The sequence below is a fragment of the Oxalicibacterium solurbis genome (assembly GCF_014635845.1).
Classification (GTDB): domain Bacteria; phylum Pseudomonadota; class Gammaproteobacteria; order Burkholderiales; family Burkholderiaceae_D; genus Oxalicibacterium; species Oxalicibacterium solurbis.
The window spans coordinates 17292-38265 of record NZ_BMDP01000001.1 but is presented as its reverse complement, the minus strand read 5'-3'; the positions used below and the strand labels follow the sequence as shown (position 1 = coordinate 38265).

The 20974-nt window shown below is 57.4% G+C and carries 16 protein-coding genes; 13 read left to right on the top strand and 3 right to left on the bottom strand.

From position 1 onward, the window contains the following. The first annotated feature begins 30 nt into the window (after positions 1-30). Genes IEV40_RS00155 through IEV40_RS00145 form a run of 3 tightly spaced genes read left to right on the top strand, consistent with a single transcriptional unit; the run spans position 31 to position 6794 of the window. Positions 31-2874 carry a hypothetical protein gene (locus IEV40_RS00155; RefSeq protein ID WP_188418901.1) on the top strand — a complete coding sequence of 948 codons (2844 nt, stop codon included), beginning with the start codon at positions 31-33 and terminating at the stop codon, positions 2872-2874. Between the two features lie 12 nt (positions 2875-2886). Beyond that, positions 2887-3507, top strand: coding sequence for a class I SAM-dependent methyltransferase (locus IEV40_RS00150; protein ID WP_188418899.1), 621 nt, complete (start codon positions 2887-2889; stop codon positions 3505-3507). Then, positions 3507-6794: an eCIS core domain-containing protein gene (locus IEV40_RS00145; RefSeq protein ID WP_188418897.1), complete on the top strand. Its 3288-nt coding sequence runs from the start codon at positions 3507-3509 to the stop codon at positions 6792-6794. Before IEV40_RS00150 ends, IEV40_RS00145 begins: the two co-directional genes overlap by 1 nt. A 69-nt stretch (positions 6795-6863) precedes the next feature. Here the strand turns inward: IEV40_RS00145 and IEV40_RS00140 are convergent, their stop codons facing one another. From IEV40_RS00140 to IEV40_RS00130, 3 genes are all read right to left on the bottom strand, one after another. Continuing rightward, positions 6864-8288, bottom strand: coding sequence for an ATP-binding protein (locus IEV40_RS00140; RefSeq protein WP_188418895.1), 1425 nt, complete (start codon positions 8286-8288; stop codon positions 6864-6866). 498 nt (positions 8289-8786) lie between these two features. Continuing rightward, the gene (locus IEV40_RS00135; RefSeq protein ID WP_188418892.1) at positions 8787-9461 is read right to left on the bottom strand and encodes a response regulator transcription factor; all 675 of its coding nucleotides are present in this window, start codon (positions 9459-9461) and stop codon (positions 8787-8789) included. A gap of 287 nt (positions 9462-9748) precedes the next feature. Further along, complete coding sequence (locus tag IEV40_RS00130; protein ID WP_188418890.1) at positions 9749-10321, bottom strand: response regulator transcription factor; 573 nt, start codon at positions 10319-10321, stop codon at positions 9749-9751. Between the two features lie 336 nt (positions 10322-10657). Here IEV40_RS00130 and IEV40_RS00125 point away from each other — a divergent pair, with 336 nt between their 5' ends. The 10 genes from IEV40_RS00125 to IEV40_RS00080 all read left to right on the top strand — a co-directional run bounded on the left by IEV40_RS00125 (position 10658) and on the right by IEV40_RS00080 (position 20868). Continuing rightward, positions 10658-11701 (top strand): BamA/TamA family outer membrane protein, encoded by a 1044-nt coding sequence (locus IEV40_RS00125; protein WP_229723887.1) that lies wholly within the window; start codon positions 10658-10660, stop codon positions 11699-11701. Positions 11702-11832: 131 nt separating this feature from the next. Continuing rightward, positions 11833-12456, top strand: a complete 624-nt coding sequence (locus IEV40_RS00120; RefSeq protein ID WP_188418886.1) for a hypothetical protein — start codon at positions 11833-11835, stop codon at positions 12454-12456. Positions 12457-12808: 352 nt separating this feature from the next. Further along, positions 12809-13879, top strand: a complete 1071-nt coding sequence (locus tag IEV40_RS00115) for a hypothetical protein (RefSeq protein WP_188418884.1) — start codon at positions 12809-12811, stop codon at positions 13877-13879. A gap of 82 nt (positions 13880-13961) precedes the next feature. Continuing rightward, positions 13962-14378, top strand: a complete 417-nt coding sequence (locus IEV40_RS00110; RefSeq protein WP_188418882.1) for a hypothetical protein — start codon at positions 13962-13964, stop codon at positions 14376-14378. A gap of 49 nt (positions 14379-14427) precedes the next feature. Next, the gene (locus IEV40_RS00105; protein WP_188418879.1) at positions 14428-15447 is read left to right on the top strand and encodes an HAD family hydrolase; all 1020 of its coding nucleotides are present in this window, start codon (positions 14428-14430) and stop codon (positions 15445-15447) included. 167 nt (positions 15448-15614) lie between these two features. Then, the gene (locus tag IEV40_RS00100; RefSeq protein ID WP_229723886.1) at positions 15615-16625 is read left to right on the top strand and encodes a SphA family protein; all 1011 of its coding nucleotides are present in this window, start codon (positions 15615-15617) and stop codon (positions 16623-16625) included. Positions 16626-16663: 38 nt separating this feature from the next. Then, positions 16664-16822: a hypothetical protein gene (locus tag IEV40_RS00095; protein WP_188418877.1), complete on the top strand. Its 159-nt coding sequence runs from the start codon at positions 16664-16666 to the stop codon at positions 16820-16822. Next, a complete protein-coding gene (locus tag IEV40_RS00090; protein ID WP_188418875.1) occupies positions 16815-18065 on the top strand; it encodes a DUF3300 domain-containing protein in 1251 nt (416 codons plus the stop codon). The genes IEV40_RS00095 and IEV40_RS00090 overlap by 8 nt, the downstream gene beginning before the upstream one ends. Before the next feature lie 11 nt (positions 18066-18076). Beyond that, a complete protein-coding gene (locus tag IEV40_RS00085) occupies positions 18077-19045 on the top strand; it encodes a DUF2950 domain-containing protein (protein ID WP_229723885.1) in 969 nt (322 codons plus the stop codon). A 206-nt stretch (positions 19046-19251) separates the two neighbouring features. Beyond that, on the top strand, positions 19252-20868 hold the full coding sequence (locus IEV40_RS00080; RefSeq protein WP_188418873.1) for a mechanosensitive ion channel family protein: 1617 nt from the start codon (positions 19252-19254) through the stop codon (positions 20866-20868). The last annotated feature ends 106 nt before the right edge of the window (positions 20869-20974 follow it).

Below are 20974 nucleotides of genomic sequence, written 5' to 3'. Positions count from 1 at the left end.
CGACGGGGATGTTCAATAGCGCTGGCTGGCATGATGCTGCTGGTTGCGCTGCATGCGAATGGCGAACCGGTCGCCGGAAAACAGGCACCTTCCGTGCCGGCAACGACGAAGGCGTCTGCTGAAAAAGTAAAGGACGATACGCCTGCCGCTGCCAGCGAACCGGCTGAACCGGAAAAAGTACAAGTGCCATCGGAAGCAAAGGCAGATGCCGGAACCGCTGCTGCCGTCGCAACGGACAAGCCCGAGATTAAAACCCCGGAAACGAAGGCGGCATCGCAGGCAACGTCACCGCAAGAACCGGCATCGACATCAGCATCGATATCGTCACCTGCGTCTGCACAGCCAGCAGCTACGCAACCGGCAGCACAGGCTGCTACGCGCACCGCACACAGCCGCTTGCCGGCACGCACCTCGCAGCCGCTGACGGTGGAAGACTTCAACCGCCTGAGCGCCGCCAACCAGCGCCGTATCCAGCAGGCGCTGTTCGAAATCTACAAGGGCCAGCCGGAGTTCATGAAGGAATACGACTGGAACGGCAATCCGCTATCGGATTCCATCGTCGGGCCGATCACGTTGTCGTGGCTCAACCGCTTTCTGAAGGATTTCCGCATCGAGGCGCCGCGCGGGCAACTGTCCGACGACACCATCGAAGCGCTAGTGCACTTCGCCGCGATTGCCAAGGTCTATCCCGACTGGAAATCGACGCTGCTGAGCGACGACCTCGCGCGCTGGATCGACCGCAAGCCGCAGCCGTTGCGCAGCGAGCTGTATCGGATGCGCCTGTCCGGTTCGGCACAGCAGGTGATCGCGCTGCTGAACATGTATCGCACCGACGGTGCGCCGACAGGCCGTGCAAACCTGACGGAAAGCTGGCGCAACTGGGTCATCCACACCTACCGGCTGGACGAAGCCGACCTGAAGACGCTGGCGGCGAAAGGAAAGGCTGTCGCCGAACTCGCGGTGCTGCAGGAAGAAACCTACGTCAACCGGCAATTGCTGTCGAACGCGGTGCGCGATGCGTTGAAGGAGAGCGCTCCCGGGCAGGATCAATGGCTGCTGCCCGTCGTCGAACAATATGCTCGCATCGAAGATCCGGATGCACCCGGCCAGTTCAGCTATGCAATCACAGGCGATGTGCTGCAACAGGTACAGGCCGATCCGCGCATGACGACGCTGCCGGCCCCGGTCATCACGATGCTGCAGAATCTGCAAGGCATCGATTACCCGCGCCAGGATCTGTTTGACAAGGCAGTACGCGCGACGCTTGGCGACGGCATCGGTGTCTGTCCGCTGAACCGTTCCGATTACCAGCGGACGCAGTTGCCGGATCATGCGCTGCCGGCGGAGACCTTTGCCGGGCTCAAGGACACTCTGCCGTCGGACCTGTACGCGACGCTGGACAAGTACCGCACGTTGACGACGCCATGTTCGGACGCACAACTGAAAGAAGCGGCGGCCGCGGTCGACAAGGTCGATGCGATGTATCAGCCGTCAATCGAATCGCAGGCACGCAAGACGCCGCTGTTCGACCCGGCCGTGCCTGTCGACTGGAATGGCGGCAATTGCGGCTGCGTGCTCGACGAACTGGCCGGCACTGTCTACGGTTTTTATCCGTTCTGGCTGGCCGGCGGCAAGCAGCAGCTCGATTTCAGCCTGCTGTCGCGCGCCGGCTATGTCGGCCTGTCGTTCGATGAACGCGGCAATCTGGTTCATCTGAACGAGCGCCCGGACGGCGAACGTGCGGACGGCATGCTCGATACGCAGTTCGTCGCTGCGGCGCACAAACATCGCACGCGGGTCGACTGGGTTCTCTACAAGCACGACTGGAACGTCTGGGCCAGCCTCGGCGAAGCGGAACGTCGACGGGGATTCGATGCCCTGGCCGACAACGTCGCCAGCTTTCTCAACACGCGTCTGACCGATCCCGTCTCGCGCATCATTCCCTATCTGTCGCTCGGCGCCACCGCTCCCGTGCAGGGCGACGGCGTCACACTGTACTTCGACAACTATCCGACCGATACGCAATCCGTCACGCTGTTCGAACAGTTCATCGATCGCCTGTTGTCGAAACTGGGCAGCAAGCAGCAATCACATGGCATCAATCTGCTGCTGCCGCGCTCGGCGATGCTTGCAGGCAAAGGCATTTATACGCCGGAACACCTGGTCAGCCTGATCGACAGGATCGCCGGCACCGAACCGGAAGGGTGGTCATGGAGCACCGCGCAGATACGTTCGAGACCGCATTTTCTTGTCTTTCTGGAAGAGCCGACTTCCGAATCGAAAAAGCAGCTGCGGCTCGATATCGAGAACGCGCTGCATGGTGCAGCCCGCGAAAAACTACTGCGCCAGATCGTGCCCGTCATCGAATTCGACGGCCGTAGCTGGCAGCAGTTAGAGGACGACGTGATCTATTTGAAGGACAACTTCGGCGGCATCGGCCTGTGGCCATTGTCCTACCGGAATGCGACGGCGGCGGCCGATGCGGCTGCGCCGACGAACAGCGTCGATCAAACCTTGCTGCAGCATTACCTGAAACCGGGGGGCGATCCCGATCTGCTGGTCTGTCGCATCGTCTGTCCGAATCGATGGCTGTTCCGTACCGCATGGAATGTGTCCTTCGGCATCGCCTTGCTGATCGGTGGATTGTATCTATGGAATTGCCGTTGTCGCGCGGCAATCGAGCGCCGCTACCTGCTGTACCTGCTGGCCGCCGTCGTCCCCCCGTTCGCGCTTGGCATGCCGCTGCTCTCCTGCGATCCGTATCTGGAGCAAATCTCGCGAGGCAACTGGCCGTTCATCGGCCTGTTCGCGCTGATGCTCGGCTTCGTCGCGTGGCGCTACATGAACCGCAAGATGAACGCGAGCAAGCCCTGAGGGAAACATGCGATGAACCTGATCGAAAAAGCCACCGTCATGCATTACCACCGGCATCGCATCGCGGAACACATGCCGGGCGATGTGAAGGTGCTGGGCTGGCGCGGCGAGCACAGCCAGCAGGCGCGCTATGCAGTGCTGGCCCAGGTCGGAGCGCTGGAAGGCAGTTCCATTCTCGATGCGGGCTGTGGGTATGGCGATCTGAAGGCGTATCTGGATCGGTACGTCAGCCAATTCGAATACATCGGCATCGACCAGATGCCGGAATTCATCGAAGAGGCGCATCGACGCTATCGCCATCATCCGGCGACGGCGTTCTATCAGAGCGATTTCGCCACTGCCGAATTGCCGAAGGTGGATGTCGTATTTGCCTGCGGTGCGATGGGGTACCGCTGCATGAACCCGTATTTTCATTACGAGCTGATTGCGCGCTTGTATGCGAATGCACGTTACGCATTGGCGTTCAACATGCTGGATACCGAGCGTTTCCCCGAACATCCATTGCTGATCGGCCATGACAGAAAAAAAGTTCTTTCCTTTTGCCGAATGCTGGCGCCCCGCGTGGAACTGATCGATGGTTATCTGGAAGATGACTTTACGATTTTCATGTATCGCAATGAAGGAGAGGCGTGATGAAACAATCTATTGCGAATGAGCCGGTCAAACAAAACAAGTCAATCGAGGAAGACGAAAAAATTGGTTCTTCTGCTGCGCAGGCGATGTTCGTCGACAATCGCGTACAAGCGATTGCCCAGCGAAGATTAAATGAAATTTCCGCGGGAAGTGCTCGGGAATTTCCTCATTTTCAGGCAGTTTCTCTACCGTCATCCGATAACGGCCTGCCTCGCCAGCTCAGGAGCGGTATCGAATCCATGTCGGGCATGTCAATGGACGATGTCAAGGTTCATTACAACTCCAGCGCGCCGGCACAACTGCAGGCATATGCTTATGCGCAAGGAAGCGATATTTACCTTGGGCCGGGTCAGGAGAGGCATTTGCCGCATGAAGCCTGGCACGTCGTTCAACAGAAGCAGGGCCGCGTTCCTTCCATGCGGCAAATGCGCGGCATCGATATCAATGACGACAGTGGCCTTGAGCACGAGGCGGATGTCATGGGCGAGAAAGCGCTTTTGGCAGGGAAGTCGACGACGGCTGTCCAGTTATTGCGACGACAGCAATCGCTGCCCACCGTGCAGGCGAAAAGCAGGGTGCGCCAGTATGCCTATATGCCCTTGGCGGAAGCCTATGAAGACCGCCTCGGAAAATACTGCTTCACGGAGCCGCATGCGGAGCACGCAGCGACGCAGGCAATCGCCAAGATGAAGCAGGCAATGAACGTCGACGCACCTTCCGGCAATGCCGGTCGGGTATTCGGTGGAGACGATCCGCGTTATCCCGGTAATGTGGGGAAAGACGCCAATCGTGTATTGGATGCCATCGACAATGGCAACCTGCGGGAAAAGATGACAGGCTTCTATAACGCATCACTCGGTCCGTTCAAGAAGATGCTGTCGGATCGCATTAACGGTGTCGGCGAATGGGCAGATAACTGGGATGGCGCCAAGCTGGATTTACAGGGCCGCGGCCTCGATGCGAATGATGGAACGGCAATCGGAACACGCAAGGAGCAAATTACAGGCTCCTATTACGACCTGGTTCCTTTTTCCGGAAAGATGAAGGATCTGTATGTCGCTCCCGGGGATTTCAAGACCCGCGACAAGGACGATGCGCTATATCAGGGCCAGTCAATTTCCAGCAGCAAACAGCCAAGAGAAGAAGCGCTTGATATGAGAGACAACGCGAAATTGAACGCATTGTCGATCGAAGGATTGAATCAGTTGACGATGGTGGAAGGGGATCTTGTAGGTGAACACAATGCTTTTCTCGGCAATACATTTGGTACGAGTACCTATCTGAAGATCAAGACGGCATTGCATGATTTGCAGACCAATAGAGGAAATGGTTCTACCCAGGCCGTCGTGCTGAAGAATCTGGCGGATATCAGGAAATACACCTGGCAATGGTTGAAAGACAATACGAAAGAAACAGGAATTCTGTCCGATTTTCGCAGCATCCACGGTCAGGCGAACACCAAAATGGGGGAGATATTACAGGCAGTACAAACATCTACCCTCTTGTTGCCGCCATCGTTACGAGTGACGGAAGAGGGAGGCGATGACGATCTTGCGCATGTTCCGGATAATGCTTTCGATGGTTTGGCGCATGATTTGTTTGCGCTCGATCGCGGGGCACTCATCGGCGAACAGAACGAATTCCTTGGCGAGGCCGGCGGAAATGAGGCATATCAGGCCGTTCTGGAGAAAATGGGCGAAATTCAGGAAGCGGTTGGGAAAAAGGAAAAAATCAGGGCATTGCATGAACTGCGTGTTCTGGCGACAGCCTGGTCGGGAAATTTTCATGACCCGGCAGACGATCGGCTACTGGCTACGGTAAACAAGGTCAGGGCAAATGACAAGCTCAAGAAACGTGTGCTGGTAGAACGTCTTCAGAAACAACTGGAAAAGGTTTATTCATCTACGCACCGAAGCAATGATGATCTTCTTTCCGGGGCACTCGATGCCCGATTGAGTCAGCGTGAAAAAGACTTCCTGATGGAAGAGCACGCACCCAGATTCGACAATATGGGCGCGTTCCAGAGCAATGCCAAGCTTCCGTGGGAAGAGGGGAGCGCCCGCTACAAGCCAAATCTGAATAACGATTGGACAAACGAAGCGCTTAACGTATTGAAGATGCCTGTGATGACAGGACCGTCAGGCACAACCGACCGGATGTATCAAGCTTTGAATTTCCTCGGCAATCCGACGGATCGGTACGATTTCCGGCTGGCACTGCTCGGATGGATGTTGACGTCGAAAGATCACAGCTTCCATGAAATCATGGCCGTTGCGAAAACCTATGGTTGCGAATACATACCAGGGCCGAAATCGTATCGCAGCATTCGCCCGCTTACGGAAGCGGATTTGCGCACTCACGTTTGCCTGGAAGCCGGATACCTGCATTTGTTCCCGGACGAGGTCGAGTATCACACCGATATGGACAACAATCGGTTAGCGCTTTATTCACCGATTATCGGCAGTTTGAATCGGCAAACGCAACATAACACCTTGCTCGAGAATCAGCTTGGCATGGATATCGGCACATACAATTCATCTGAAAAACCGAAACTTCTTCGCAACGTCACGGCCTACACCACAACAGCCTATGCCATCCAAAATATTGTTGCCAACGATAGCAAGTTCGAGGCACTGATAAAAATAAAAGCAATGATGAGTACAGCTCAAAAACACCCTACACTCATCGCCAAGATGCAATTGCCAGTTCCGGGATTGACCCTTGAAGAAACAAATGCGTGGAAAGCACTTTCATTTGCAGAGCGCCATATGGTCAAGGTTCTCGGTCTGCATTCAACGATTACTGCTGATGAACTTTACAAAGAGGCGGTTCGTCACAACGAGTTTACATTGGAGGCCATGCATCAATTGCCTGAATACAATGGCATTGCATGGCGCGGCGAGGCAATTACTTCCTTGATTGGCAATATTTCCGGATACGATCGCAATACGACTTTCACGCTTAATAAATTCATGAGCACCTCAAGCCTGGACACGCATGCTAATGGATACGTCAAGTTGGCGCGTGGCATTTCCACTGTTGGCGGGGTGGATCAGAGCAAGTGGTATACGGCTTTTCGCACCGGAGTAATTTTGCGCATTCAATCTCAGCATGGAAAAATTGCAGATTCAGTTTCCGTCAACGAGAGAAATGACGTCAGAGATACAACTGTTGCGCCACGTGTCGCGGAAGTCATTTTTCTTCCAGGGACGACCTTCAGGGTGACGAGTGATCCTCAAACAATACCAGGTAAAAATTCACCAGTTATCGATATCGATGAACAATAGTTTTTCGTGGGTGAAGAAAATTAAGATGGTGCATATACGCATGCAGGGGACTGCATCAAATAATTTCCGTTACGACAAAATCGCCGGAATCACCACCCTGAAAACAGCGCCACCATAAGGGCTGTTCGAGGCGGTTATCGTGCCGTGATGCATCTCGACGATCGTTTTGACGATAGCCAGCCCCATTCCCATGCCTTCTTCCTTTGTCGTGAAGAAGGAATCGAAAATCTTGTCAAGGGCATCGGTGGCAATCCCCGCTCCGAAATCGGCAACCGTCAATACGACATGCCCGGCCTCGTTGACTTCCGTTCGAATGCGCAGGACACGTTGTTCAGGCGGCAATTCGTCCATGGATTCCATGCCGTTGGATACGAGATTGATCATGACCTGCTGCAAGTGCGTGCAGTCTCCGAGGACGGAGGGCAAGCCGTCCTGCAGATGAATCTGCAATGTGGCGTGGTGGCGGATCGCAAGGTTGCCGAGCAGGCTGCGGCTGGTTTCGACTATCTCATTCAATGAAATCGGTTTTACTTCCAATGAATGCTTGCTAAGCAGTGCCCGCAGCTTTTTGATGGTTTCGCTGGCGCGCAGATTGTCTTCGCGGATGTCTGTGAGAATCGCCTTCAATTCCGTTTCGGTGAAAGTATGCTGCGACAGCATCATGCTGGCGGCACTGACGTTGGCCAGGATCGCACCCAAGGGTTGATTGATTTCATGCACGATGGATGCGGTCAGTTCGCCGACGCTGCTCAATCTGGCAGCGTGTACCAATGCAACCTTGTGGCGTGTCGCTTCTTCGTCGGCGCGAATGCGTTTCCTGCGTTGCAGTTCGAAAGCAAGCAGAAGCAACAGGACCAGAGCTGCCAATATGACGGCAATGACGATTTGCCGGCCATGTAGCTCCCAGAACGACGGTGCATGAAACAGCCGGTTGCAACGGTTGTTCAGTGCATCGGCATTCATGTTCCATCGATGAAACTGCCTGTCGTCGATGGCGCAATATGATTCGATAGTTGTTGCGAATTGCGGTTTGGCTTCAGGATGCATCAAAAGCGTCATGGCCATTTCTGCCGCCTGTTTGCCATGTGCGGCCAAGTCGACCATTTTCCCGCCGACGATGCCATTTCCGAGGAAACTTTGCTGCATGCCGTACAAGGGGGCGTTGAAGTCGGTTGACAGCGCATGAATGGCATTGCCATTGGCGTGAAATATTCCACTGTGCTTGTCGTCGATCGCAATGGCCAGCAGTGCAACGTTTTCGGGAAGATGGTTGGTTTTCTGAAAAAGAGTAGATAGCTCCATCTGTTGTACGGTATTTACGCGGATATCCTGCTTTGATGCTGCAACTGCCTTGGCCATCGTGGCTTGCATGCTGCGTATTGCGTCGGGAATTTGTGTATCGACGATCTGAATAATGTGCCTGACTTGCGGCTGCAAACGCCGGATCAGATCGAGATTGCCTGCCGAATCATGGCCGATGAAGATGCCGCTCATGCCGGCAGGGTGGCGATAGAAATAGGGCGACATGTCCGATACGGAAAAATACATCGCGGATACGCCGGGCCAGATGCGATTTCCATATCGTTCCATGAAGGCGACCGCCGTTTCTCCACGTGCCATGACAAGATCGATATCGATGCCGCGATATTTTTTTTCCAATAGCGCAACCGTATCGCGTTCCAGCTCTCCTGCCGGTTCCGTCTGCGGCATCACATTCTCGGAAAGAATGGATATCTGCTGAGGCGACTTCTTGAAAACATCGAACATCGCACGGTCCGTTACATGGATGTCTACGGATAGCGTATCGGACGGGTTCAGCAGCAGGATGGTCTTGCGGTCATCGTGACCGGTGCGCACCTCATGTGCGTATGCGGGAACACAATGGAAAGAAATCATGATGTACGAGAGCGCAGCGCATGACAGCAGCAGCCGGCAAAATCCGCTTCCCGCGCATCGTTTTCGCGCCTCCGTCAGGATCGGGCGCACGCTATGCTATACCGCCTCCAGGTGAGAGATCGTCTCGCGTTCGGTATTGTGACGGTAGAGCTGCTCCATGGAGCGGACCAGTTCCGCCAGCGTACGGACTTCCATTTTCTCCATGGCTCTGGCACGGTGCGCTTTCACGGTACGTTCCGCCACATTGAGTGCTGCGCTGATTTGCTTGTTCAGCATGCCGTTGCCAACCATATTCACAATTTCCTTTTCACGGGAACTGAGGGATGCATAACGCGTCCGCAAAGAAGAGAATTGTTCATTCTGCTGTCTGCAGCTGGATGCTTCTTGCAGGGTTTTGTCTACCGCGGCCAGCAATGTTTCGGCTTCGATCGGCTTGAGCAGGAAGTCCGCGGCACCGGCCTTCATCGCGCGGACGGATTCGCGTACGGTTGCTTCGCCCGTTACGAAGATCACGGGCAGCGAGTTCGCATGCGCCTTGAGCATGTCCTGCAAATCCAGTCCGCTGGGACCGGGCATGTGGATGTCGAGAATGAGGCAGCCGTGATAATTGCCTACGCCTGCGAGCAGCATGTCGCCGACGGAGCCGTAGTCTTCTACAAGATAGCCGGAAGTCTGGAGCACCCGTTGAATGGCGCGTCGGAAGGAAACATCGTCATCGACCAGGCGGATGACCGGTTGTTGGTTGAATTCCCGTAAAGCAGCTTGGTTCATGACATTCTCCATGCCAACTGACTGCAGATAACCGGATATTCATTGTCGTCCGGGCAAACATCCGTTCGACAATGGTCATTGGCAACGCAAACCATGTTGCCGGGACGACCTTGGTGAATGGAAATACTAAATTTGAAACTTGCCGCTTGCAACACTTTTTTACATTTTTCAGAGGGAAAATGTGATGCGGAGTGGTTGTGTAAGTCAATTCCTACACGAGCGCAAAGAACGCTGTTTGATGATGCGGTATTGACTGTGTATGCACCGAACCAATCCCATGCATTGCATCATTTACGCTGTGCATGCATGCACATGCGGATCGTCGCTGCCAGCAGGTCGCCGCTGAACGGTTTTTGCAAATAGCTTGCTCCGGCCTGTTCCACGCGTTTGCCGATTCTTGCATCGTCCTGCGCGGTAATCAGAATGGCCGGCGTTTGTATGTCTTGCTTGCGGATTTTTTCCAACAGTGCAAAACCCGATATGCCGGGCAGATAGAGATCCAGCACCATGCAGTCGGCCTGATGCCGCGCCTCCGAGCCGAGAAAGTCTTCCGCGGCTGGAAAACCGCTTCCTTCCCAGCCGCAAGCGGCGAGCATGCGCAGAATCGCGGCACGCAAGCCATCGTCATCTTCGACGACTGCAATGCGCCATGACTTGTCGGACTCTGTCATGCCAATGCTCCGAGAAGTTGCAATACACGTTGTGATGCGGATCGTGATGTGATGCTTGATGCAAGCGGCGGTTCCGTCCGTATCTTCCGATATCGATGGATCGCACCGCAAGAGTGAACGGTCGCCTCGGTTTTGCCTATTGGCCGAAGGGGCAACAGGTTTTGCACATGGAGGCAGGATGCCGGGCATGCCCTTGCGGGCATCTGTGCCTACCCTCACGGACAGATGCCCGTTTCCGCGTTTTTCTTCATGCTGTGCATGTTCATCTTGCGCGAGGTTCGCATGTCCTTTCCATCTCTGTCTGGTGCTGCAGTACGCCTGTTCGTGCCGATGCCGATATGTGCATCCCTGGATCGGTCGCCGGGTTGGTGCAATCTTGCATGGTTCTGCTGAATTCCCGGCAACGTGGCGATGACAGCGGCCTTCACCCTGCACGGCGCTGCGTCCGTGTTTGTCGCGCTGGCTTTTCTGCTGTTTCCCGCCGCATGTCTTGGCCAATCGGAAACATGGGATACGACCCGGGACATGACAGACGGCACCGAACATGCGGAAGAATTGTCCCGCCATAAAGACGGCAAGGTAAATTACGTTTTCCTTCCCATCCCGCAATCCAATCCTGCAATCGGCTCCGGTGCGACGCTGGTAGGTCTGGCACTGTACAACCCCAACCAGAGCCGCCAGCCCTGGGTGAGCGGCATCGGCGTCATGCGGGCAGGCGACAGCCGCGCCACCGGCATCGTGCAGCAGGCCAACCTGATGAACAGCCGCCTGCGCCTGCTGGCCGCCCTCGGGCATGCGAATCTCGATCTGAAGTTCTATGGCATCGGTGCCGACGCCGGCGAGCGCGGCACATCGATCCCGCTTGAGCAAACTGGCACCGGCGGATTCGTGCAAGCCTTGTATGAGGTCGGTACGCACTGGTTTCTCGGCTTGCGTTACCAGAACATGTACCTGCGCAGCAAATTCGACTTGTCGCAGGCGTTGGCGCTGGGAGCAGTGATTCCAGAGGTAGATCTGCAGCGCCGTACCGTCTCCATCGGGCCGGCGCTGGAATACGATTCGCGCGACGACAACTTCTATCCGACGCGCGGCGTGTCGGCCAAGGCCAACCTGAATTTTTATACAGAGGGGCTGGGCAGCGACGTTTCCTTCCGGCAGTTCTCCGCTTCGTGGAATCGCTACTGGCCGATGGCGGCAGACAGGGTTCTGGCCGCACGGGTAGCCGGCTGCACCGTTTCCGGAAACGTCCCGTTTTCCGATCTGTGCATGTACGGCAGGAACAACGATTTGCGCGGCTATACCACCGGCCAGTACCGCGACCGCGCAATGCTGGCTGCGCAAATGGAAATGCGCTGGCGTCTTGCCCCGCGCTGGGGCGGCGTGGCATTTGCCGGCATGGGCAGCATCGGTTCCTCGCTCTCCGATCTTCCCGACGAGAAGATCCTGCCGTCCATCGGCGCCGGTCTGCGCTGGCAGGCCAGCAAGGATTACAAGGTCAATGTCAGCCTGGATGTGGCGGTGACGAGGGACGATCACGCCGTCTATTTGTATGTCGGCGAGGCATTCTGATTGCCTCAAAGGGCAGGCGAGAGCACACCATCGGCCAATGGGCAAGGGCATTGTCGGCATCCATGATGGCGATACCGAAAAGACGGCGAAGGCCGTCGACGGCACATTTTTATCCAACGAGGAGAATTGCCATGCCTATGCGAACCGCCGGAATGACACTGACCGTTTCCCTGACTGCGTCCCTACTCCTTCTGCAGGGGGCCGCGATTGCGCAAGACCGCCCGGCAACGGTGGAGGGTGCGATGGTCGTGGGCAAGCAATCGGGGAAACTGGGTGCCGCCGCAGTATCGGTCGGGCGCGCAACGATTACCGGCGTCAATCGCGAACGTCGCGAAATCACCGTCAAGCGCGCAGAGGGCGATGAAGTGACGATACCGGTCGACGAGCGGGTCCGCAATTTCGACCAGATCCAGGTCGGCGATCAGATCGTGCTGCGGCAAGGCGAAACGCTGGTTCTTTCTCTGAAAAAAGTCGACGGAAAAGGCATACGCGAGCGCTCCGTGAAGGAGCAGACCACGCTGGCCCCGTTGGGCGCGAAGCCGGGCATTGCAGCCTCGCGCGATACGCGCATCGTTGCCGATGTGACGGATGTCGATCGCAAGGCCGGCACAGTCACGCTACGCGGCGTGCATGAATCGCGTACCTTGCGCGTGCGCGATCAGCAGATACTGGCCAAGGTCAAGAAGGGTGATCAGGTAGAGGCGCTGCTGCAGGAAGGCGAGGCCTTGTCCGTCGAGGCTGCGCCATCGCGATAAAGGCAATGCGTTCCGTTTCGCGCGATATGCGGAGCGCAATGCCTGAATAAGGCCGGGCCGCTTTCTTGTGCATGGTTGCAGCTTTTGCTGCATCGGAAGTCGGGCACATACGCGAGAAGGCGGCTTGCCGATTCGCACCGAACGCTGGCAGGCAGGTACGGCCGTATCGCGATCGTCGTTACGCTTGTTCGCCGCTTTTCCCATACCTTCCTGCATGGAGGTCAAGCCGATGACTGCCAGCACTTCAAGCGGAAGAAGTACTTCCAGGCCTCATGCTGCGGCCGGCGACGCCCCGATTTTTGTCGGCGGACCGCTGCTAGGCACGCAATTCCGAATCGGCCTTGCCGCACCGATGCGACTCAATACGCTGGGGCGCATGGGTACCCTGGTGCTGCTGACATGGATGCCGATCCTGCTCCTCAGCACACTGGATGGCTGGGCTGCGGTCGACTCATTCCTCTCCGACTTCAACGCCCATGCACGCTATCTGGTCGCACTGCCACTTCTGGCCGTTGCCGAGGCTTCCTGCCTGCCGCGTTTGAGCACATTGGCAGAAAATTTCTGGCGAGCAGGCCTTGTCTCGCCGGCCGATCGTCCGCTGTTTACGCACATTACATCGTCGACCCGGCGCATTCTCAATTCAGTCTGGATGGAAGCGGCCATCGTTATTGCTGCCTACGTTCTGATATTGACCGCCTATCGGCATATCTCGATCACCGCGTTGCCCGGCTGGGTCTACGATCCTGCACTCAAGAAAATGACGCCGGCCGGCTGGTGGGTCTTGCTTGTCAGCCTGCCGCTGCTGCTCGCATCGATGCTCGGCTGGTTGTGGCGCTTGCTGGTGTGGACGCGTTTTTTGTGGAAGATGTCGCGCATGAATCTGCGGCTGGTGGCCGTGCATCCGGACGGTGCTGCCGGGCTCGGCTTTCTCGGTTATTCGTCGCATGTCTTTGCGCTGCTTGCCTGCGCACTGGGCGTGCTGGGAGCAGGGCATGTCGGCAATGCCCTCCTCCATGGCGCAAGCCTGGGTACGCAGTATGTCTTCGCGCTTGGCTTTGCGGCCGGCGTGGTCGTGCTGCTGAATCTGCCGCTGCTGGTCTTCACACCGCATCTGCTGCATGCCTGGCGAATCGGCACGATAGAGTACGGCATACTGGCCGACCATTTCGGCCGGGATTTCGAGCGCAAGTGGCTGAACCGAATGCAGCCGCTCGACAGCAAGGTCCTGGAACAGCCCGATTTTTCGGCGGCTGCCGACCTGTACCAGATCGTCGACCGCTCCCATGATATTCATCTGCTGCCGCTGCATCTGAAGAGCGTGATGCTGATGACGATTGCGGCCCTGTTGCCGTTCATGCTGGTGGCATTGATGACGATCCCCGTGGACATCGTAGTCGACAAGCTGATCCATCTTCTTTTCTAGCAAAAAGCGCGCAGCAGAACCAGGTTGCGCCGATCGCACCAATTGGAATCAAGCAGTACCGCACGCCGGCGAGGAGATTCTCATGCCCGAACTGCACGACATTTTTCTGCGTTTCTGGGACGACCTGATGTCGCGCCCCAATGGCCCTTATGGCGTTCGCTTCATCCTGCAGCCGCTGACAGCGGCCGTCGTTGCGATCATCGATGGGATTCGGGATGCGCATAGCGGCCGGGCGCCGTATCTATGGACCATTCTGAGCACTTCTGGCAAGCGAAAGACGCATCTGCACGAAGGCATCAAGGCAACCGCACGCATTCTCATTGCCGGTATGGCGATGGAAGTGCTGTATCAGGTCAAGACGCTGCATACGTTCTATATCGGCGAGGCAATCGTCATCGTCATTTGTCTGGCGTTCCTGCCGTACTTGCTGCTGCGCGGGCCGGCGACACGTATTGCACGGTATTGCATCGCACGCAGGGAAAAGGGAACGCAGCCATAAACGAAGCGGCGTGGCAAATGTCGGCTGTGCAGCAAAAGGAGGAAAAAAAATGGAAAAGCCGGGAAAACTTCTGATCGGACGGCGGCGATTCATGCTGGCTGCCGCTGCAGCACCATTGGCCACCACGTTGCCGTTTGCACAGGCGGCGCCCCATGATCCTCTGCCGTCGTGGCGCAATGGCACGGCTAAAAAGGCGATCATGGATTTCGTCGGTACCGTCACCAATACCGAAAGCAAGGAATATGTCGAACCGGAAAACCGCATTGCGGTGTTCGATAACGACGGCACGCTGTGGAGCGAACAGCCGCTTTATTTTCAGCTGTATTTCATGATTGCCCAGTTGAAGGAGGCGTCGCCTCGGCATCCGGAGTGGAAAAACGATCCGGTATTCAACGCACTGATGACGGGCGATGTGAACGCCATCGTGAAACAGGGCGTGAAGCCTGCTCTCGAACTGCTCGCCGTCGCCAATGCCGGCATGACCACCGAAGAGTACGGCAGGAAGATCGATGACTGGATCCATTTCGCACGCCATCCACGCTTCAATCGCCCCTATACCGATCTGGTGTATCAGCCTATGCGCGAATTGCTGGCGTATTTCAAGGCAAACTGGTTCAAGAATTTCATCGTTTCCGGCGGCGGCATCGAATTCATGCGTGCCTGGGCCAGGCATGCATACGACATTCCGCCGGAACATGTGATCGGGTCTTCCATCAAGGTCGAATTCGCCATGAAGGATGGTCAACCGGTGCTGAACCGTTTGCCGAAGCTGGATTTCATCGACGATGGCGCAGGCAAGCCGGTGGGCATCTATCGCAATATCGGACAACGCCCCATCGCCGCATTCGGCAATTCCGACGGCGATCTGCAGATGCTGCAATGGACTGCCGGCGGAAAGGGCGCACGCCTGCTGGGCCTGATCCACCATACCGATCGGCAGCGCGAATGGGCATACGACCGCGGTTCGCCGATCGGCCTCCTGGACAAGGCGCTGGACGAAGCGTACGCGAAAGGCTGGACGGTCGTCGATATGGCTCGCGACTGGTCGCGCATCTATCGCTTCGAATGACGTGATGTGCCATATCCAATCATCTCGCAATATCTGGCACGGCAAGAACAGGAAGGATTTCGGCGAATTTGCACGAGCTTTTCCCTTGCCCCAAAGGGCATCCGGCATTGCCCGCGCGCCCGATATGGCCAGTGTGGCTTTTTGAATAATCTGGCAGTCACGGCTTAATGGAGAATACGTTCGTCATGGCGGAATGCGTACAGACGTTTTCCTTGCGGCATCGAATGGGCAAGGCTGTGGTTGCCCTGGCTGCGATCAGCATGGCGACTGCGCCCATGGCACCTGTGGCATGGGCGGACGAGGGCGGCACCAGTTTCTGGCTGCCAGGCCAGTTCGGCAGTTTTGCAGCCTTGCCATCCGCACCCGGCTGGTCGCTGCCGATGATGTATTACCACGCCTCCGCCAACCAGAGCGCCAACAAGACGACTCAGCGCGGAGGGCGCATCACAGCCGGCCTCGATGCGAAAGTCGACATGCTGTTCCTGCTGCCGACGTATGTGTTCGAAAAACCGTTCCTGGGCGGGCAGGCTTCGCTCGGCGTTGGCGGTGCACTCATGTCGATGGATGCCGGCATCGATGCGACGTTGACCGGGCCGCGCGGCGGAACGCTGTCAGGCTCGGAGAGCGACAGCGTCACCGCAGGAAGCGATCTGTATACGCAGGGCATCGTCAAATGGAACAAGGGCGTGCACAACTATATGGCCTACACCATGCTGGGCACGCCGATCGGGGCCTACAAGGAAGAGCGGTTGATCAATCCCGGCACCAATCACTGGTCCCTGGACGGTGGTGGCGGATACACCTATTTCGACAAGAAGAACGAATTCTCGGCCGTACTCGGCTTTACCTACAACTTCGAGAATGACGATACCGATTACCAGAACGGCGTGGATGCCCACCTGGATTGGGGCGCTTCACGCTTCATTTCCGAAAGCACGCACGTCGGCCTGGTCGGCTATTTCTACCAGCAGGTGAGCGGCGACAGCGGCTCCGGCGCGCGGCTGGGCGACTACAAATCCAGTGTCACGGCAATCGGCCCGCAGATCGGCCATTTCTTCGCAGTCGACAAGGCGAAGTGGTACGTCAATCTCAAGGGTTATTACGAATTCGATGCAGAGAACCGTCCCGAGGGATGGAATCTCTGGGTCTCGTTGCTGATCCCGCTCGGATCGCAGTAAGCATCATCGCGGATATGGACTTGAACGGAGGCCGACTCATGCTGAACAGGTTCATGCAGAAAACAAGCGATCGGGCCGATGGACATTTCCTGCAGCTTGTCGACGGCGCAGGCTTTGCCGACAGCAAGGCGATGCGGGCGGATTCGGTTTGCCGGTTATTGCGACCTGCTTTTCAAACAGGGAGGCGTCATGCGTAATTCCGTATTGAACATCCTGCGTATTGCCATAACGGGCATCACGATGCTGACGATCACGCTCGTTCCCGTCATGGCGCCGGCGCAGGAATCGCAACCGTTCTCCAGGGAACAGATCGATCAGCTGGTGGCACCGATTGCGCTGTATCCCGATACGTTGTTATCGCAGGTGTTGATGGCATCCACCTATCCGGCCGATGTGGCCGATGCCGCCAAATGGTCCAAGTCCCATTCGAGCATGAAAGGCGACGATGCCGTCAAGGCGGTCGACAGCCAGCAATGGGATCCGAGCGTGAAGGCAATCGTCGCGTTTCCTCAGGTGCTGCAGATGATGGGTGAAAAGCCGGACTGGGTGCAAAAGCTGGGCGATGCCTTCCTTGCCTCGTCGAAGGATGTGCTGGATTCCGCCCAGCGCCTGCGCGCGCAGGCGCAGAAGGCCGGCAACCTGAAATCCAGCGAGCAGCAGAAAGTCGTGGTCGATCAGTCGCAAAGCACGCAGGTGATCAAGATCGAGCCGGCCAATCCCGAAGTCGTCTACGTTCCGACCTACAACCCGACGGTCGTCTACGGAGCGTGGCCGTATCCTGCCTATCCGCCGTACTACTTCCCGCCGCCGCCTGCCTACTATCCGGGTGCGGCACTGGCGTCGGGCATTGCGTTCGGTATCGGCGTCGGTATCGTCGCATCGCTGTGGAGCGATTGCGACTGGCATCACGGCGATATCGATATCAACGTCAACAAGTACAACAACATCAACGTCCACAACAAGATCAGCGCCAACCAGACCAAGTTCCAGCACAACAGCGCCAACCGGCGCGGTGTGCCTTACCGCGATCAGGCCAGCCGGCAGAAGTACGGAAAGAGCGTACCCGGCGCCAGCCAGCGCGCGGATTTCCGCGGACGCGACCAGGCGCGCGACGCCCAGCGCCGGCAGGCGCAAGGCGCGCTGCAGCAGCGCGGCATGGATCCTGCAAGAGAGCGGGCGCAGCTGCAAAACGATCCGAAAGCCCGCGAGCTTGCACAGAATGCGGCACGCGATACCGGCCGCAACCGGACCGGCAATTCGGTGCGATCGCAAGGGCAGATGCGTGGAGCCGGTGACAACGCCTTGCACGGCGCCGGCAACGGCCGCCAGATGCGCCAGCAGATCGATCGCGGCAATGCCAGCCGCGCGTCGATGGCGCAGCGCGGCGGCGGAATGAGCAGAGGCGGCGCGCGTGCCGGCGGATTCGGACGTCATCGTTAGGAGCGGCGAGCATGAGAATCGATACGACTATTCAAAAGGCCGCACTGCGGCATGACCGGTTCCAGCCATTCACCGCATTGCTGATGACGGCCGGCGTGCTGTTGATGCTGATGGCGTTCCCGGCCGGGGCGCAACAAACCTATCCATCCGCCGAAACGGCGGCCGACACCTTCACCGAGACGATCATGAGCAACGATATGGATCGTCTCCAGACCGTGCTCGGCAAAGACTGGAAACGCTTTGTTCCGACGCAGGATATCGATCGTGACGACATCAACGTCTTCCTCGCAGCATGGGCCGAATCGCACAGGATCGTGGAAGAAAAGCCCGGCAAGGCCTGGCTGCAAGTGGGAGAGGAGGGCTGGACGCTGCCGATTCCCATCGTCCGGCATGGCAACGGCTGGCAATTCGATCCGAAAGCAGGGCGCGACGAAATGCGCACGCGGCGTATCGGCCGCAACGAACTGAACGCGATGCAGTCGGTACTCGCCTATTACGATGCGCAGAAGGAATACGCGAGCGTCCCGCGTACGCCGGACGGCGTATTGCAGTATGCGCAGAAATTCCGCAGCACGCCCGGCAAGCATGACGGACTGTACTGGCCCGCAAGCGGGGACGAACAGCCAAGTCCGCTGGGTGCACTGTTCGATGCCCGCACACAGGGCGAGGGCTATCACGGCTATCGCTACCGGATACTGGCGGCGCAGGGCAAGGATGCGCCGGGCGGTGCCTACGGCTACATGATTCAGGGGCGCATGGTCAGTGGTTTTGCACTGGTTGCGTGGCCGGTACGCTATGGCGAAACCGGCGTGAAGAGTTTCATCATCAGCCATGACGCCCAGCTCTACGAGCAAGACCTCGGCCCCGATACTGCGGCGGTGGCAAGCCGCATGCGCCTCTTCGATCCCGATGCCGGCTGGAGCAAGGTAACGCCGGCGAAGCCTGACGGAAGCAGCGGCCAGCAAGGGCAGGGCAACTGAAATGACGATTCAGACCGATCCATGACAACGCCAGACGATTGCCTGTCGATCGGCCGGCATGCCGTGACAGGTTGATCTCGTACCGCCAGCTGTTTACATGAGGTGGTGAAATGAATAGAGGAAAAATTACAAACCGCTTGCCGCTGTTTGTCTCATCGTTTTTCCTGTCCCTTGTTTTGCCGTTCACCTTTTGCCTGGCATTGTTCATGCCGCATGGCGATGCCTACGGCATGGAGGAAACCTCGCACGCGCTCGCAGCTGATGCAGTTGCTTCCTCGCAGGAAATGCGGCAGTCCATGCCGCTTCTCATTTCCAACCGCAAGATCATCGTTCTCAAAGGCCCGATCGTCGGCTTGAGCGCAACCGAGCGCGTGGCGAATTCGACAAAGCGCATCGAAGATGTCCTGCGCGCCACGAAAAAGGTGCCGCAAATCGCGATCGAAGATATCGAGGATGGCCGCGCAACCCGCATCACGCTCGACGGCAAACCGGCATTCGTCGTCACGCCCATCGATATCGATCCGCAGGCCGGCGAAACCACGCAGATCGTCGCGCGCGAAACGGCAAAGCGATTGCATGACGCCATGGCCGAATGGCAGGAACAGCGGACCATGCGCTACATCGGCATGGCCATCCTGCGGTCGGTGGCCGCAACGCTGATCTTCGCAGCGATCCTGTGGCTGTTGGCCCGCGCAAACAGATACGGGATGCACAAGCTTGCCATGGCCGGGCAGACACAACTGCAGAAGACGGCAGGCGGGCGGCTCGACTGGCTGGACCGGGGATTCATCCATGTGAGCATCATGCGCCTGTTGCGGCTGCTTGGCTGGATGCTGGTTGTCATTCTTGGCATCGCCTGGCTGATTTTTGTGCTGGAGCAATTTCCTTATACGCGTCCCTGGGGCGAGGGATTCGAGGACAGCCTGGTGCAACTGCTCGCCGATTCCGCAAGACAGGGCGTGGCTGCCGTTCCAGGATTGGTGCTGGTCGCGATCATTGCGGTGATCGCGCGCATGATCATGCGCATCGTCTCGGAATTCTTCCGGCGCGTGGGAGCAGGGAAGATCGAAGTCACATGGCTGAGCACGGATACGGTGCGGCCGACGCAGCGCATCGTCAATTTCATCGTCGTCGCGTTTGCGCTGGTGATGGCTTATCCCTATCTGCCGGGCGCCGGGACCGAGGCCTTCAAGGGACTGTCGGTACTGATCGGCCTGATGATTTCATTGGGCGGCGCAAGCATCATCGGGCAAGCTCTGAGCGGCCTGATTCTGATGTACATCAAAGCCTTCAAGACCGGCGATTACGTGCGCATCGGCGAAGCGGAAGGCGTGATCACCGATGTCGGCATGTTCACGACCCGCATGCGGACAGGCACGGAACAGGAAATCATCCTGCCCAACAAGAGCGTGATGGAAAGCACGACCGTCAACTATTCCCGTCCATCGTCCGGCAGCGGATGCATTATCGATACGACCGTGACCATCGGCTACACCACGCCGTGGCGGCAGGTCGAGGCCATGCTGCTCGAAGCAGTCAAACGCACACCGTACTTCGCCGATCAACCTCAACCATTCGTGCGGCAAACCGCCTTGTCCGATTTTTACGTCGAATACAAGCTTGTAGCCTGCCTGAAGCCGCATGCGGACATGACACGTTCAGGCGCACTCACTGCATTGCATGGGCATATACAGGACGTGTTCAACACCTACGGCGTCCAGATCATGTCCCCGCATTACGAGTCGGATCCGCCCGAGCCGCAGGTGATCAAGGAAGGGGATTGGCGTCCGCATCCGGCAAAGCCCTCGGCACAGGATTCCTGATATGCGAATAGGGCTTCGGATGCCCGGCATTTCATCGGCATCGCATCCCGAAATACAGGGAGAAAAACCAAGCCACCTGTCTCCGAGGGCAACCAAGTCTGCACCT